The organism is Achromobacter insuavis, assembly GCF_902859645.1.
Lineage (GTDB): Bacteria > Pseudomonadota > Gammaproteobacteria > Burkholderiales > Burkholderiaceae_B > Achromobacter > Achromobacter insuavis.
Genome location: NZ_CADIJR010000007.1, coordinates 30,541 through 44,237 on the forward strand (window position 1 = coordinate 30,541; position 13,697 = coordinate 44,237).

Genomic DNA, 13,697 nt, shown 5'->3' on the forward strand with positions numbered 1-13,697 from the left:
CGGGCTTTTTTTTATGCGCGTCGGACTCAGCCGGCCTGGCGCTTGAGGAAGCCCTCGATCAGGGCGGCGAAGGCGGGCGGGCACTCCTGCATCGGGTAATGGCCGCAATGCGCAATGACGTGCAGCGTCGCGTTGGGATGCCAGGCCAGGAAGCTGCCTTGCATCGCTTGCGCGTCGATTCCCGGATCCCGGTCGCCGACCACGACCAGGAACGGCGTTTCGATTCCGCGCACGGCGTCGACGAAATCCGCCGTCACCAGCATGTCGAGGTACTTGCGCCGGCAGGCGGGCGCCACGGTCGCGCGGTTGTGGCGGACCTTGGCGTCGGCCCAGCCGTCGGACAGGCCGCTGGAGACATGCCGGAACAGCCGCCGCAAGGCCTCGTCGTCCTCGGTCGTGCTGGCGAAGAACGCCAGGGCCTGCGGCCCCAGGCGGTTGCCGGCGGCCGAGACGGGGCATACCGCGATGGCGCTGGCGATGCGTGACGGCGCGTCCGCCGCCAGGCGCTGCGTGATCATGCCGGTCATCGAATGGCCGACGACGTGGAACCGCTGCCAGCCGAGCCGGTCGGCGAGCGCGAGGCAATCGGCGGCGATTTCCTCGACAGTGCAGGCGCCGGTCAGCGCGATGGACTGGCCGTAGCCGCGCAGATCGGCGAACACGTAGGTGAAGGCCTGGCCGTCGAGCCAGGGCATGGCGGCATCGTAGCTGCCGTGGTCGCCGAGCCAGTCGTGCAGGACCAGCACGGGGATCGGGCCGTGGCCCAGGCGCGCGTAGCCGAGACCGGCCTGCGAGCCGGGATGGATTTCAAGGGACGTCTTCATTCCAGGTTTCCTTGTGTGAGGGGAACGAAAACGAAACGCCCTCCCGGCGGACCGGGAGGGCGTTTTCAAAGTGCCGCCATCCTATCAAATCGGCGGCGCGGGCGTCAACGGGGCGGCATCGCCGCCGGCGCGCGAGCGGGAAGGCCGGCTCAGGCCGGCTGCGGCACGGCCCGCTCGCGGCCGATCAGCAGCGCGATGACGGCGGCGATCAGGCCGGTGGCGCCGGCCGCGACGAAGGCTATCAGGTAGCTGCCTTGCGACTGGCGCACCACGCCCGCCATCCAGGCCGCGCTGGCCGCGCCCAGCTGGTGGCCGGCGACGATCCAGCCGAACACGATGGGCGCCTCGCGGTCGCCGAAGGCTTCGGTGGCCAGGCGCAGCGTGGGCGGCACGGTGGCGATCCAGTCCAGGCCGAAGAACACCGCGAAGATCGCCAGGCTGTAGAACGAGAAGTCGGAATAGGGCAGGTAGATCAGCGCCAGGCCGCGCAGTCCGTAATAGACGAACAGCAGCTTGCGCGGATCGTAGCGGTCGGTCAGCCAGCCCGAGGCGGTGGTGCCGAACAGGTCGAAGATGCCCATGATCGCCAGCAGGCCGGCCGCCTGCACTTCGGGCATGCCATGGTCGCCGCAGAGCGCGATCAGGTGCGTGCCGACCAGGCCGTTGGTGGTGAAACCGCAGATGAAGAAGGTGGCGAACAGGAACCAGAAGGTGCGGGTCTTGGCGGCGCGGCCCAGGGCGCCGAAGGTGGCGGCGATCATGCCGGTGCGCGGCGCGGCGGGCGCGGGCGGCGCATGCGGATCGCTGCCGAACGGCACCAGGCCGACGCTGGCGGGGCGGTCGGGCACCAGCCACCAGGCCAGCGGCACCAGCGCGGCGGCGGCGCCGGCCACGGTCCACACCACCCGGGTCCAGTCGCCCGACGACGCCAGCGCCGCCAGCAGCGGCAGGAAGATCAGTGTGCCGGTGGCGGTGCTGGCCGTCAGCAGGCCCATCATCAGGCCGCGATGCTTGCTGAACCAGCGGTTGACCACGGTCGCGCCCATGACCACGGCGACGGCGCCCGAGCCGATGCCCGAGAACACGCCCCAGGTCATCAGCAGGTGCCACGGCTGGGTCATGTAGGCGCTGATGGCGCTGGAGGCGGCCATCAACGACAGGGCGGCGATCAGCACGCGGCGCAGGCCGAAGCGCTCCATGGCGGCCGCGGCGAACGGCCCGACCAGGCCATACAGGAAGATGCCGACGGCGGCGGCGAACGAAGTGGTGCTGCGGTTCCAGCCGAAGCTTTCCTCCAGCGGCACCAGCAGCACGCTGGGCGAGGAGCGCAGGCCGGCCGACACCAGCAGGGCCAGGAACACGACCGCGACCACGACGAACGCGTACTTCTGGCCGGCGCGGCGGAAGGGGATGGGGGGTTGGGCTATACTCATGTTACTGACCGGTACGTAAATTGGTTTGCGAATAGTACGTACCGGTTAGTAACATCGTCAAGAGGTATTTTTGACGTCCCTGTTTTCAGGGCGGCCGGCCTTGCCGGCCGGTCTCAGTGAGGAGTTCCAGTCATGGCCAGCAAATCCCCGGTGGGCGGCAAGAAAGCCGCCGCCGATACCCCCGCGAAGCCGCTCCTGGCGGCCGATCGCATCCGCAAGACCGCGCGCGAGATGTTCTACCGCGACGGCATCCGGGCGGTGGGCGTGGACGCCATCGTCAACCAGGCCGGGGTCACCAAGCCCAGCCTGTACCGCAGCTTTTCGTCCAAGGACGAACTGGCCGCGGTCTACCTGCGCGACTACGACGCCGAGTTCTGGGGGCGCTTCAACGCCGCCTGCGACGCGCATCCGGGCGATCCCCAGGCGGGGTTGCGGGCCTATCTGTCGGGCCTGAGCGTGCGGGCGGTGCAGAACGGCTATCGGGGCTGCGGATTGACCAATGCGGCGGTGGAATATCCCGAGGCCGGCCATCCGGCCCGCGTGGTCGCGGTCGAGCACAAGGTCGAGCTGCGCCGGCGCCTGGCCGCCATGGCCGCCGAGATGGGCGCGCCCGATCCCGCCAAGCTGGGCGACGGGTTGCTGCTGCTGATCGAGGGCGCCTTCGTCTCCAGCCAGTTGTTCGGCGAGGGCGGTCCGGCCGCCCGGGTGGCCGACATGGCCGACCTGCTGATCGACGCGCATCTGGGGCGGCGCTAGATTTTTGCACTGCACAATACTGGTGCCAGATATGGTGCCGGATGCACCGTTGTGGTGGTGTTTGTACCCATTCCGCAACGGCAAAAATAATGCTAGGCATTTTTATTGCAACGCAGCATGCGCGGATCTAAGATGAATTCGTGCTGTTCCCCTGTCGCGCTTTCTCAAGGAGAGAATCATGAGCGATACCGCGTTGAAAAATGCCCGCATGTCGGATGCGCTGGAGCGGTCCCTGATCCGCGAGGCCATCAAGGCGGAAACCCTGTCCGGCCCGTTCTCGCGCATGGGCTGGCGCCGGCTCAAGCTGCGCCTGCGCCGCTTGGGCGGGGCCGTCGGCGAAGTGCTGCATGACATGGACGCCGGCCGCCGCCAGCATCCGGTGATCTCCGCCCGCCGCTGAACCGCGGGTCCACGCCAGAAAAAACGCCAGCGATTGCTGGCGTTTTTCATTGATGCGGGCATCATGGGATCCTGCCCTATGATTGCGTCTTGATCATTCATCGGGAGTCGTCATGGCGCGTCCGGATCTCAACCTGCTGTTGGCGTTGGATGCGTTGCTGGATGAGGGCAGTGTCATTGGCGCGGCGCGCCGCATGAACCTGAGCCCGCCGGCGATGAGCCGCACGCTGGGCCGCATTCGCGAAGCCCTGGGCGATCCGGTGTTCGTGCAGGTGGGCCGAAAGCTCATGCCGACCCCCAAGGCGCTCGCGTTGCGCGAGCAGGTGCGCGCGGCGCTCGATCAGGCCACACAGGTGTTCGCGGCCGGCGCCGCGATCGACCTCAAATCCCTCGACCGGCGTTTCAACGTCCGCGCCACCGACGAGTTCGTCAGCGTTCATCTGGGGCAACTGCTGGACGCCATGGCGACCGAGATGCCGCGCGCCACGCTGCGCTTTTCGCCGGAAGAGGACGACGTCGATGACGAGGCGCTGCGCAGCGGCCGCATCGATCTGTTCATCAGCGGGTCGCGCAAGCTTGGCCCGGAGATCCGCGTGCAGTCGCTGTTCACCACCACTTTTGTTGGCGTCGCCCGCGAGCATCACCCGATTTTCGACGATGAGATCACGCCCGAGCGCCTGACCCGCTGGGAGCACATCAACGTGTCGCGGCGCGGCAAGTCCGCGGCGCCGATCGACACCGCCCTGGAGGCGCATGGCCTGCGCCGTCATGTGGCCCTGGTCGTCTCGAGCCCCTACACGGCACTGTTCGCGCTGCAGGATTCGGATCTGCTGCTGCCCTTGCCCCGCCACCTTGCCAGCGGCGCGCTTGCCGCGGGCCTGCGCATCCGCCTGTTCGACCTGCCGATGCCCCTGGAAACCGCGCTGTTGACGCAGGCCTGGCACCCGCGCCTGGAAGGCGACCCCGCGCATCAGTGGTTGCGGCAGACGATCCACGCCCTGTGCAGCGGCGAGGCGCGGCAGGGGCGCTGACCTCTCGCTGCGGGGCGGGTGGCGCGCGTCGATAAGTGCGCCGAACGCAATCATGACCGTGCGATAAATTCACTTTTCCGCATGCATGGCGGTCTCTACAGTGGTGCGTCCGAATCACCATTGAAGAGTGTCATCGTGCGTTCAACGAACGTATCCGCCGCGGCGTCGGCCCGGCCGTACCCCAGCCTCCAGTCGCTCCGGGCAGGGGCGGTGCGCGGGCTGCGATGCCTCGACCTGACGACGCCCCGAGCCGCCTACGTGATGCGCTCGATCCTGGCGGCCTGGCTGGCGCTCGTCCTGGCCTTTCTGCTGGATCTGCACGCGCCTTACGCGGCGGCCTCCAGCGTGCTTCTCGTCATCAATCCGGTGCAGGGGGCGGTGATCGGCAAAGGCATATGGCGGGTGATCGGCACACTGGTCGGCATGCTGGCCGCCTTCGTCCTGATGAGCGCCTTTGGCCAGATGCCCTGGTTGTTCCTGCTGGGTTTCGGCCTGTGGCTCGGGGCCTGCGTGGCCGCCATGACGTTGCTGCGCCATTTCCGGGCCTATGGCGCGACGCTGGCGGGATACACCGTGGGGCTGGCGGCCTATGGCGCCATGCAGAATCCGCAGTTGACCTTCGATCAGGTGATGGGGCGGGGCGCGTCCGTGTTGATCGGCGTGGCGAGCCTGGGCGTGGTGTCGGCGCTGTTCAGCCGCCGCGGCGCACGCGGCCGCCTGACGGCCCAATTGCACCGGTTGGCGGCGTCCGCCGCCAGTGTCCTGGCGCAAGATATCCAGGCGCATCAAGGCGCGGGCCGGCAGGGCGGCAAGGCGCTGGATGCGGACAGGCGCGGCCTCATCGTCGACATCTACGCCGTGGATGACCTGCTGGCGCTGGGCAAGGCCGAGTCCGCCGACCTGGCGCGACGCGCCGCCGCGGTGCGGCGCGCCATGGTGTCCTTGTTTTCCGCGCTGGTCGGCGGCGTGGCGTCGAGGCGGCTGGGCGATGCCAGCCAGCAGGCCCTGGCGGCGTTGCAGCCGGCCTGGGAACAGGCGTGGCGGCAAGCCAGCCAGGCGCTGGCGCGGGAGCCGGGGCCCGGCGGATTGATGCTGGCGGCGCGGTCCTTGTCCGCGATGCGTGCGCAGCTGGCGCAAACCCTGTCGGCGACAACGCCCGACGATCCCCGGGCGCAAGCCATCCTGATGATCGCGGGCGACCGGTTGATCGAGCAGCTCGACGACTACCTCGAGGTCCTCGATGGCATCGCGATTCTGCATCAGCCTCGGCGACCGGCGGCGGCGCCGGTCCCGGTGCCGTTCCACCGCGACACGGGGGCCGCGCTGCAGAACGGCCTGCGCGCCTTGTTGACCGTGACGCTGGGCGGCGCCTTCTGGATCGCGACCGGCTGGTCGAACGGCAACCTGATGCTGGCGGGACTGGCGGCGGCCTGCGGGCTGCTGTCCACCGCGCCGAATCCGGCGCTCGGCGCCGTGGCCTTGATCCAGGGCACCGTCGCCGCCGTCGTGATGGCGTTCCTGTGCGCCTTTCTGGTCTTGCCCGAGGTCTCGGGGCTGCCGCTGCTGCTGGCGGTCCTGGCGCTGTTCTGGTTGCCCGGGGTCTATGCCAGCGCCATGCCCCGCTACGGATTGGCCGGCGTCGCCTATCTCGTCGCCTTCACGACGCTGGTGGCGACGGACAACCCCATGCGCTATGACGTCGTCTCGTTCCTGAATGGCGCGGTGGCCTGGATACTGGTGGCCTTCTTCACGCTGCTCGGGTTCCGGATCGTGCTGCCGCGCAATCCGTCACGCGACATGGCGCGCCTGCGCCTGACCATTCGCGACGACGCGCTGGCCCTGTTGCAAGGCGGCCGCGCCGACGCGCGTGCGTGGCAATGGCGGCAGCAGCATCGCACGGCGCAACTCGGCGCGCTGCTCAGGACGCGGCTTGACGCGATGGACCGGGCCATTGCCGATGCCCTGGCCAGTATCCATCTCGGCCGGGAGCTGCTGCGCCTGCGCGAGGGATGGCGGCGGATGCCTGCGGACGCCAGGCCGCGCCGCCTGCTCTCGGCGGCGTTTCGCCACATGCGGCGACGGGCCGGCGATCCCCGGCTGGCCGCCAGGCATGCCCGCCGGGCGGCGCAATCCCTGTCGCGGTTGCCGCTGGCGGATTGCATCCGGTCCGCCGACATCGGGCGATCGCGGGCCATGCTGCTCGATATCGCGGCGCTGCTCGAAGCGCACGCGGATTATTTTTCTCGACGCCCCAGGAGGCCCCCCCATGCTCAGTGAGTTCGCAGTGGCAGGCATCTACCTGCCGCCATTTTTCGTCTATGCGTGCGCGGCGCTGCCGCTCTACCTCGGCGTTCGCCTGGCGCTCGCGCGCAGCGGCGTGCTGCGCCGGGTCTGGCACCCCGGCCTGTTCGAGTTCGCCATTTCCCTTTGCCTCGTTTCGGTGTTGATTCTCTATGTCTGATCGTTCCTTGCCCGATCGTTTATGGCCCTTGAGGCTGATGGCGCGCGTCGGCCTCACGCTGTGCGCCGTGGCCGCCGCCGTCATGCTGGTCGGCGCGCTTTGGCGCGCCTACGTCGTGGCGCCCTGGACGCGCGATGGCCGCGTCAGCGCGCAGAGCGTCCGCATCGCCCCGGAGGTCTCCGGCACGGTCCTGGAAGTGCCGGTGACGGATGATCAGTACGTGAAGCGGGGCGAGGTGCTCTATCGCATCGATCCGGCCCGCTTCGAGCTGGCGCTGGCGCAGGCCGAGGCGCGGCTGGCCGCGGCCGACGCGTCGTTGCGGCAGAAAACCGAGGACGCGCGACGCCGGCGGGGCATGGAGAACCTGGTGCCCGCCGAAGACATCCAGCGTGCGATCCAGGCGGTGGCCATCGCCGAGGCCGAGCAGCGCGGCGCGCGGGTCGCCGTGGACATGGCAAGACTGGATGTGGCGCGCACCGTCCTGCGCGCCCCGGTGGACGGCTATGTGACACGGCTGAAACTGAACCAGGGCGACTACGCGGTGACGGGCCAGCCCAATATCGCGCTGGTGGATGCCCACAGCTTCTGGATCATCGGCTATTTCGAGGAGACCAAGCTGCGCGGCATCCGGCCCGGCGCGGCGGCGCGCATCCGCTTGATGGGGTCCGATGACATCATTGCCGGCCGGGTGGTGAGCATCGGGCGCGGCATCGCCGATGCCAACCAGCAGGCCGATGCCCAGGGCCTGCCCAGCGTGGCCCCGACCTTCAGCTGGGTCCGCCTGGCGCAACGCATTCCGGTGCGCGTCGCGTTCGAGCAGTTGCCGCCGGACCTGGTGCTGGCCGCCGGCATGACAGCCAGTGTCGAGGTGGCGACGGCGGGAGGCGACGCGCCTGCCCAGGGCCGCCTCCTGTCGCTGCTGTACCACTGGATGTGAGGGGCGACGATGCAGCAAGAATCGAATCGTCCGCGATCCGGCCTGCGCCGCGCGGCCCTGATGGTCTCGCTGGTAATGGCGACGTCCGGCTGCGCGACCGTGGGTCCCGACTATCACCCGCCCACCGTCGAGGTGCCTGCCAATTGGGTCGAGGCCGGTAGCGCCCTGAGCCCGCGCGATCAGGAGGGGCTGCGCGCCTGGTGGCGCGCGTTCGACGATCCGATGCTCGATCGCCTGGTCGATCAGGCGCTGGACCGGAACCAGGATCTCGATATCGCGCTGGCGCGCCTGCGGCAGGCGCGCGCCGAACGCATCCAGATCGCCTCCGCGTCCTTGCCGGCGCTCGGGGTGGGCGCGGCGGGCGAGGCCCGGCGCGGCAGCAAGGCGCTCGGTCCGCTGCCCGGCGGTGAGTCGCGCACCTGGCAGGTCGGCTTCGATGCGAGCTGGGAGCTGGATCTGTTTGGCGGCACGCGCAGGGCGGTCGAAGCGGCCGACGCGGATATCCAGGCGCTGGCCGATGACCACCGGGCGTTGCGGGTGAGCCTGGTCGCCGAGTTGGTGTCCCACTACGCGGGGTTGCGCGCCACGCAGATGCGCCTGGCCATCGCCCATGACAACCTGCGCACCTTGCGCGAGGCGGAACGACTGGCGGAGCAGTCTTGGCGCAGGGGCCTGGGCAGCCAGGCGGAGGTGATGCAGGCGCGCGCCGAACGCGAGACAGCCGAGGCGCAGCCGCCCTTGCTGGAGGCCGACGTTGCCCGATTCAGCCACGCCATCGGCGTCCTGGCGGGGGGCTTTCCCGGCGATTGGCATGCCGCCCTGGCAGAGCCCGCGGCCGTCCTGCCCGCGCCGGTCCGCCTGCCGTTGTCACTGCCATCCGAGGTGCTGCGCCAGCGGCCCGATCTGCGGGCGGACGAACGGCGCCTGGCGGCCGCGACTGCGCGCATCGGCGTGGCCGAGGCCGAACGCCTGCCCACGTTCCGCATCCCTTTGGGCATCGACACCACGGCCAGCCTCATTCACAGTCTGTTCTCGAGCGCCAGCCTGGCCTGGGCGGTGGGGGCGCAGGCCAGCCAGCGCCTGTACGATGGCGGCCGGGCCCGCGCCGGCGTGACGGCGGCACAGGCGAATGCCGACGCGGCGCGTCTGGCCTATGAGCGCGACGCGCGGGTGGCGCTGCGCGAGGTGGAAGACGCCCTGACGGCGTTGACCAGCGAGCGCCAGCGGCAGGCCTCGCTGCGGGATGCCGTTGCCGACAGCGGCAAGGCGCTGGACCAGTCGACCCGGCTCTATTCGCGCGGGCTGAGCGCCTATCTGCCGGTCCTCGTGGCGCAACGCACGGTCAACCAGGCGCGAGACGCGCTGGCCCTGAGCCAATGGGAGGAAATGCGCGGGGTGATCGCGCTCTACAAGTCCCTGGGCGCGGGCTGGCCGGACGAGCCATCCGCGCAAGCCGCGGATCACACCACCATGTCGACCAGCAGATAGCCGTCCAGCAGGATGATGCCGACGGTGGCGATGACCGCGGCCCAGGCCCAGGCGCCGCGCAGCGCATGGCGGCCCATCAGGGGCTTGCGGCAGGCCAGCACCACCAGCGGACCCAGCGCGAAGGGCAGGGCCAGGCTCAGGATGACCTGGCTCAGCACCAGCAGCTGGTCGGGGTCCTGGCCGCCGGTGAAGGCCAGCAGCGCGGCCGCCACGGCGCCGGCGATCAGGCGCGTGACCAGCGCGCGGCGGCGGTCGGACCAGCCGCTGTTGACCTGGAAACCGCGCGACAGGATGCGGCCGGCCAGCACGCCGGTGATGGTGGAGCTTTGTCCGGCCGCGTACAGCGCCACCGCGAACACGATGGCGGCGCCGATGCCGAGGGTCTGGCCGATCACGGCGTGGGCGTCGTCCAGGCTGGAGACGATGAGGCCGGAGCCCGACAGCGAGGCCGCGGCGACGATCATGATGGCCGAGTTGATCAGCATGGCCACGCCCAGCGACACCACGGTGTCGTTGCGCGCCACGCGCATGGCCAGGTCGCGGGCGTCGGCCGGCAACGCGCGGGCGCGTTGCGCCAGCGAACCGGAATGCAGGTAGAGGTTGTGCGGCATCAGGGTCGCGCCGAGGATGCCGAGCGCGATCAGGAAGCCCTGCGGGTCGCGCAGCGCGTGGCCGGTCTGGGTCATGCCGTGGGCCACGTCGGTCCAGGCCGGATTGGCCTTGAACAGCAGGAACACGAAGGACGCGGCCACCACCGACAGCAGCACGGCGATGACGCGCTCGTGGCGGTCGGCGTTGCCGCGCGTCAGGGCCAGCACGGCGAAGGTGCCGACGCCGGTGACGGCCACGCCGCCCAGCAGCGGCAGGTTGAACAGCAGGCGCAGCGCGATGGCGCCGCCGATCAGCTCGGCCAGCGCGGTGGCCAGGATGGCGGCTTCGCCGGCCAGCCAGGCGGCCTTGGCGGTGCGCGGCGACAGGTGGCGGGCGGTGAGGGTGGCGAGGTCTTCGCCGGTGGCCAGCGCCAGGCGCGACACCAGCACCTGGAACCCCAGCGCCAGGAGGGCCGAGGCGATCACGACCAGCAGCAGGCCGTAGCCGAAGCCGCTGCCGCCGGCGATGTCGGTGGCCCAGTTGCCCGGGTCGATGTAGCCGACCGCCACCAGGATGCCGGAACCGACCACCCGGCGCAGGTTGGCCGTGACCTGGGCGTCCTGGGGATACGCCGTCTTGCCGCCTGAAATTGCGTAAATGAATCGGGTCATGTCAGTTTCCTGAGAATGGTTCTCATTTTCCATTGCTCTGGCATGACCGTCAAATTGATTTTCAGCAAGCCCTGGATAGGGCGGGCCAATGGCGCCGCCCGTGGCCGGGCCTGCCGCGGCCGGTCAGGACCTGAGCTTGGCGTCCATGGTGATCTTGGCGTTGAGCACCTTGGAGACGGGGCAGCCCTTTTCGGCCTTGCGCGCGGCCTCGTCGAAGGCTTCGGCGCTGGCGCCCGGGATCACGGCTTCGACGGTCAGGTGCACCGCCGTGATGGCAAAGCCGCCCTCGACCTTGTCCAGCGTGACCTCGGCCTGCGTGTCCAGCTTCTGCGGGGCCAGGCCGGCCTCGCTCAGAATGTTGGACAGCGCCATGGTGAAGCAGCCGGCGTGGGCGGCGCCCAGCAGTTCCTCGGGATTGGTGCCGGGGGTGTCGCCGAAGCGTGTATTGAAGCCGTAGGGCTGGTTCTTGAGCGCGCCGCTCTGCGTGGAAATCGTACCCTTGCCCGTCTTCAGATCGCCGGACCAGGCGGCGGTTGCGGTTTTCTTCATGCGTGACTCCTGTTGAGGGAACGCGCCCGCGACGGACGCGTCCGGTGGGGGGAGCGCGCGGCCCGCCTGATGGCGGCGCGCGTTGCCGGAAGGGGCATGGACCATGATACGGCGGCCGCGGCGAGGCGTCGCGTGCCAGCCGCCCGCATCCGGCAAGCCGATGTAACCGACGCCTGCCGCGGCTTGCCAGCGCTGCGCCGCGCCGTCACACTTCGCCCCTGACTCAACCCGAACAGGCATTGGATACAGATGGTAGTGATCGACACCGAACAAACCCGCCGCGCATTGTCGTTCGACGCGGCGATCCCGGCATTGCGCGAGGCGTTCCGCCAGGGCGCTCACGTGCCCACGCGCCACGTCCATGCCATCGAGTCGGGCGGCGCGCACGGCACCACGCTGATCATGCCGGCCTGGAACGAGCAGGGCTATTTCGGCGTCAAGGTCATCAACATCTTTCCCGAGAACACGCGCCAGTCGCTGCCCGGCCTGCACGCCACCTACAACCTGTACAGCGCCCGCACCGGCGTGCCGCTGGCGCAGGTGGACGGCGACCAGGTGACGGTGTTCCGCACCGCCGGCGCGGCCGCGCTGGGCGCGTCGTACCTGGCGCGGGAAGACGCGCGGGTGCTGGTCATCGTCGGCTCGGGCCGCATTGCCGGACTGGTGGCGCAGGCCATGCGCACGGTGCGGCCGATCGACAAGGTGTGGGTCTGGAACGTGCGTCCGGCCGGCGCCGAGGCGCTGGCGGCGGCGCTGCGCGAGCAGGGCTTCGACGCCAGCAGCACCCTGGACCTGGAAAAGGCCGTGCGCGAGGCCGACATCGTCAGCTGCGCGACGTTGTCGACGGTGCCGCTGGTGCGGGGCGACTGGCTGCGCCCGGGCGCCCACCTGGACCTGATCGGCAGTTTCAAGCCCGACATGATCGAGACCGACACGGCCTGCTTCGACGGCACCACGGTCTACGTGGATACCGACGAGGCGCCGACCAAGGCCGGCGACCTGCTGGCCGCGTTCGAGGCCGGCGTGCTGGCGCGCGAGGACATCCGCGGCAACCTCACCGACCTGGTGCGCGGCCAGGCGCCGGGCCGCACCCGGGCGGACGAAGTGACCGTGTTCAAGGCGGTCGGCAGCGCGCTGGAAGACCTGACGCTGGCGGCGCTGGTCTACGAGGCTTGCAGCGGTCAGGCAAAATAACGCCATCCGCCGTTTTTCTTTCTTGCGAGCTGTCGTCATGTCCCGCTTCTTCGTCCGCTATGCCTGCGCGCTCGCGCTGGCCGTTCCCGCCCTGTCCGTCCATGCCGAGATCGTGATCGGCGTGGATGTCTCCACCACCGGCCCGGCCGCGGCGATCGGCATCCAGACCAACAACGCCATCCGCCTGTGGCCCGGCACGCTGGGCGGCGAGCCGGCGCGCTACGTGGTGCTGGACGACGGCACCGACGTCAGCCGCGCGGTCAAGAACCTGCGCAAGCTGACCTCGGAAGACAAGGTCGACGCCATCGTCGGCCCCAACACCACCGCCGCCGCCCTGGCCGGGCTGGACGTGCTGGCCGAGACCGGCACGCCGATGATCGCGCTGGCGGCCTCCAGCGTGATCGTCGAGCCGCTGTCCGATCCCAAGCGCGCCTGGGCCTTCAAGATGCCGCAGAACGATTCGCTGATGGCGACGGTGCTGGTCGAGGACATGAAGAAAAAGGGCTTCAAGAACGTGGCCTTCATCGGCTTCGCCGACTCCTACGGCGACAGCTGGTGGAAGGAGTTCTCCGCGGCCGCTGGCAATGACATCAAGATCGTGGTGCAGGAACGCTTCCAGCGCACCGACGCGTCGGTGGTGGGCCAGGCGCTCAAGGTGATCGCCGCCAAGCCCGACGCGGTGTTGGTGGCCGGCGCCGGCACGCCGTCGGCGTTGCCGCAGAAGACGCTGCTCGAGCGCGGCTACACCGGCACCATCTACCAGACCCACGGCATCGGCACGCTGGAATTCCTGCAGGTCGGCGGGCGCGACGTCGAAGGCACGCTGTTCCCCACCGGGCCAGGCGTGGTGGCGCGCGAGCTGCCGGATTCGAACCCGGTCAAGAAGGTCGCGGTGGAATTCGCCGACAAGTACGAGCGCCAGTACGGCGCCAACACCCTGACGCAGTTCGCCGGCGACGCCTATGGCGCCTGGATGCTGCTGGATTCGGCGGTGGCGCGCGCCCTCAAGACCGGCGCCAAGCCCGGCACCCCCGAATTCCGCGTCGCCCTGCGCGACGCGCTGGAGAACACCCGCGACCTGATCGTGCCCAACGGCGTGCTCAACATCTCCAAGGACAATCATCAGGGTTTCGACGAGCGCGCCCGCGTGATGGGCGTGGTGCGCAACGGCAAGTTCTCGTACGCGGACGCGGCCGAGAAAAAATAGGGGACGACATAGTCCCCTACGGTTCGTAACGAGTGCTCACCCGTCATAGGGCAGGGCGCGGGAAAAGCAGGCTTCGGCCTGCTTTTTTTGTCCACATCATTAGAGGTGAAATGATTTAATGTCGTATCATTTTTAGCGAAGCCATGTACCTAGAAA

At 69.4% G+C, this 13,697-nt stretch carries 13 protein-coding genes; 9 read left to right on the plus strand and 4 right to left on the minus strand.

The window, feature by feature from the left end; all coding sequences use genetic code 11:
* Positions 1–26 precede the first annotated feature (26 nt).
* Both H0523_RS06130 and H0523_RS06135 read right to left on the minus strand, forming a co-directional pair.
* Positions 27–824: an alpha/beta fold hydrolase gene (locus H0523_RS06130; protein WP_054430081.1), complete on the minus strand. Its 798-nt coding sequence runs from the start codon at positions 822–824 to the stop codon at positions 27–29.
* 149 nt (positions 825–973) lie between these two features.
* Positions 974–2,257 (minus strand): MFS transporter, encoded by a 1,284-nt coding sequence (locus tag H0523_RS06135; protein ID WP_054430079.1) that lies wholly within the window; start codon positions 2,255–2,257, stop codon positions 974–976.
* 132 nt (positions 2,258–2,389) lie between these two features.
* Between H0523_RS06135 and H0523_RS06140 the strand changes: the two genes are divergently transcribed.
* From H0523_RS06140 to H0523_RS06170, 7 genes are all read left to right on the plus strand, one after another.
* Positions 2,390–3,013, plus strand: a complete 624-nt coding sequence (locus H0523_RS06140) for a TetR/AcrR family transcriptional regulator (protein ID WP_054430077.1) — start codon at positions 2,390–2,392, stop codon at positions 3,011–3,013.
* Positions 3,014–3,191: 178 nt separating this feature from the next.
* Positions 3,192–3,413 (plus strand): hypothetical protein, encoded by a 222-nt coding sequence (locus H0523_RS06145; protein WP_054430075.1) that lies wholly within the window; start codon positions 3,192–3,194, stop codon positions 3,411–3,413.
* A 112-nt stretch (positions 3,414–3,525) separates the two neighbouring features.
* On the plus strand, positions 3,526–4,443 hold the full coding sequence (locus tag H0523_RS06150; protein WP_054430073.1) for a LysR family transcriptional regulator: 918 nt from the start codon (positions 3,526–3,528) through the stop codon (positions 4,441–4,443).
* A gap of 120 nt (positions 4,444–4,563) precedes the next feature.
* The gene (locus H0523_RS06155; protein ID WP_231689761.1) at positions 4,564–6,720 is read left to right on the plus strand and encodes an FUSC family protein; all 2,157 of its coding nucleotides are present in this window, start codon (positions 4,564–4,566) and stop codon (positions 6,718–6,720) included.
* Positions 6,710–6,904, plus strand: a complete 195-nt coding sequence (locus H0523_RS06160; protein ID WP_049073118.1) for a DUF1656 domain-containing protein — start codon at positions 6,710–6,712, stop codon at positions 6,902–6,904. Before H0523_RS06155 ends, H0523_RS06160 begins: the two co-directional genes overlap by 11 nt.
* 7 nt (positions 6,905–6,911) lie before the next feature.
* The gene (locus H0523_RS06165; RefSeq protein ID WP_369817052.1) at positions 6,912–7,841 is read left to right on the plus strand and encodes an HlyD family secretion protein; all 930 of its coding nucleotides are present in this window, start codon (positions 6,912–6,914) and stop codon (positions 7,839–7,841) included.
* Between the two features lie 9 nt (positions 7,842–7,850).
* Positions 7,851–9,329 carry an efflux transporter outer membrane subunit gene (locus H0523_RS06170; RefSeq protein WP_054430067.1) on the plus strand — a complete coding sequence of 493 codons (1,479 nt, stop codon included), beginning with the start codon at positions 7,851–7,853 and terminating at the stop codon, positions 9,327–9,329.
* Here H0523_RS06170 and H0523_RS06175 read toward each other — a convergent pair.
* Together H0523_RS06175 and H0523_RS06180 are read right to left on the minus strand one after the other, a co-directional pair.
* Complete coding sequence (locus H0523_RS06175) at positions 9,302–10,591, minus strand: Nramp family divalent metal transporter (RefSeq protein ID WP_054430065.1); 1,290 nt, start codon at positions 10,589–10,591, stop codon at positions 9,302–9,304. The genes H0523_RS06170 and H0523_RS06175 overlap by 28 nt on opposite strands.
* Positions 10,592–10,714: 123 nt before the next feature.
* Entirely contained in the window at positions 10,715–11,140 is a 426-nt protein-coding gene (locus H0523_RS06180) for an OsmC family protein (RefSeq protein WP_054430063.1), read from the minus strand.
* Positions 11,141–11,389: 249 nt separating this feature from the next.
* Between H0523_RS06180 and lhpI the strand changes: the two genes are divergently transcribed.
* Positions 11,390–12,334: a bifunctional Delta(1)-pyrroline-2-carboxylate/Delta(1)-piperideine-2-carboxylate reductase gene (gene lhpI, locus H0523_RS06185; RefSeq protein ID WP_054460484.1), complete on the plus strand. Its 945-nt coding sequence runs from the start codon at positions 11,390–11,392 to the stop codon at positions 12,332–12,334.
* A gap of 37 nt (positions 12,335–12,371) precedes the next feature.
* Entirely contained in the window at positions 12,372–13,541 is a 1,170-nt protein-coding gene (locus H0523_RS06190) for an ABC transporter substrate-binding protein (RefSeq protein ID WP_054430059.1), read from the plus strand.
* Positions 13,542–13,697 lie beyond the last annotated feature (156 nt).

Bases quoted from the DNA above. Each gene is read 5' to 3' on its own strand.
- H0523_RS06130 (WP_054430081.1), bottom strand. From the start codon at position 824: ATGAAGACGTCCCTTGAAATCCATCCCGGCTCGCAGGCCGGTCTCGGC.
- H0523_RS06135 (WP_054430079.1), bottom strand. From the start codon at position 2,257: ATGAGTATAGCCCAACCCCCCATCCCCTTCCGCCGCGCCGGCCAGAAG.
- H0523_RS06140 (WP_054430077.1), top strand. From the start codon at position 2,390: ATGGCCAGCAAATCCCCGGTGGGCGGCAAGAAAGCCGCCGCCGATACC.
- H0523_RS06145 (WP_054430075.1), top strand. From the start codon at position 3,192: ATGAGCGATACCGCGTTGAAAAATGCCCGCATGTCGGATGCGCTGGAG.
- H0523_RS06150 (WP_054430073.1), top strand. From the start codon at position 3,526: ATGGCGCGTCCGGATCTCAACCTGCTGTTGGCGTTGGATGCGTTGCTG.
- H0523_RS06160 (WP_049073118.1), top strand. From the start codon at position 6,710: ATGCTCAGTGAGTTCGCAGTGGCAGGCATCTACCTGCCGCCATTTTTC.
- H0523_RS06170 (WP_054430067.1), top strand. From the start codon at position 7,851: ATGCAGCAAGAATCGAATCGTCCGCGATCCGGCCTGCGCCGCGCGGCC.
- H0523_RS06175 (WP_054430065.1), bottom strand. From the start codon at position 10,591: ATGACCCGATTCATTTACGCAATTTCAGGCGGCAAGACGGCGTATCCC.
- H0523_RS06180 (WP_054430063.1), bottom strand. From the start codon at position 11,140: ATGAAGAAAACCGCAACCGCCGCCTGGTCCGGCGATCTGAAGACGGGC.
- lhpI (WP_054460484.1), top strand. From the start codon at position 11,390: ATGGTAGTGATCGACACCGAACAAACCCGCCGCGCATTGTCGTTCGAC.
- H0523_RS06190 (WP_054430059.1), top strand. From the start codon at position 12,372: ATGTCCCGCTTCTTCGTCCGCTATGCCTGCGCGCTCGCGCTGGCCGTT.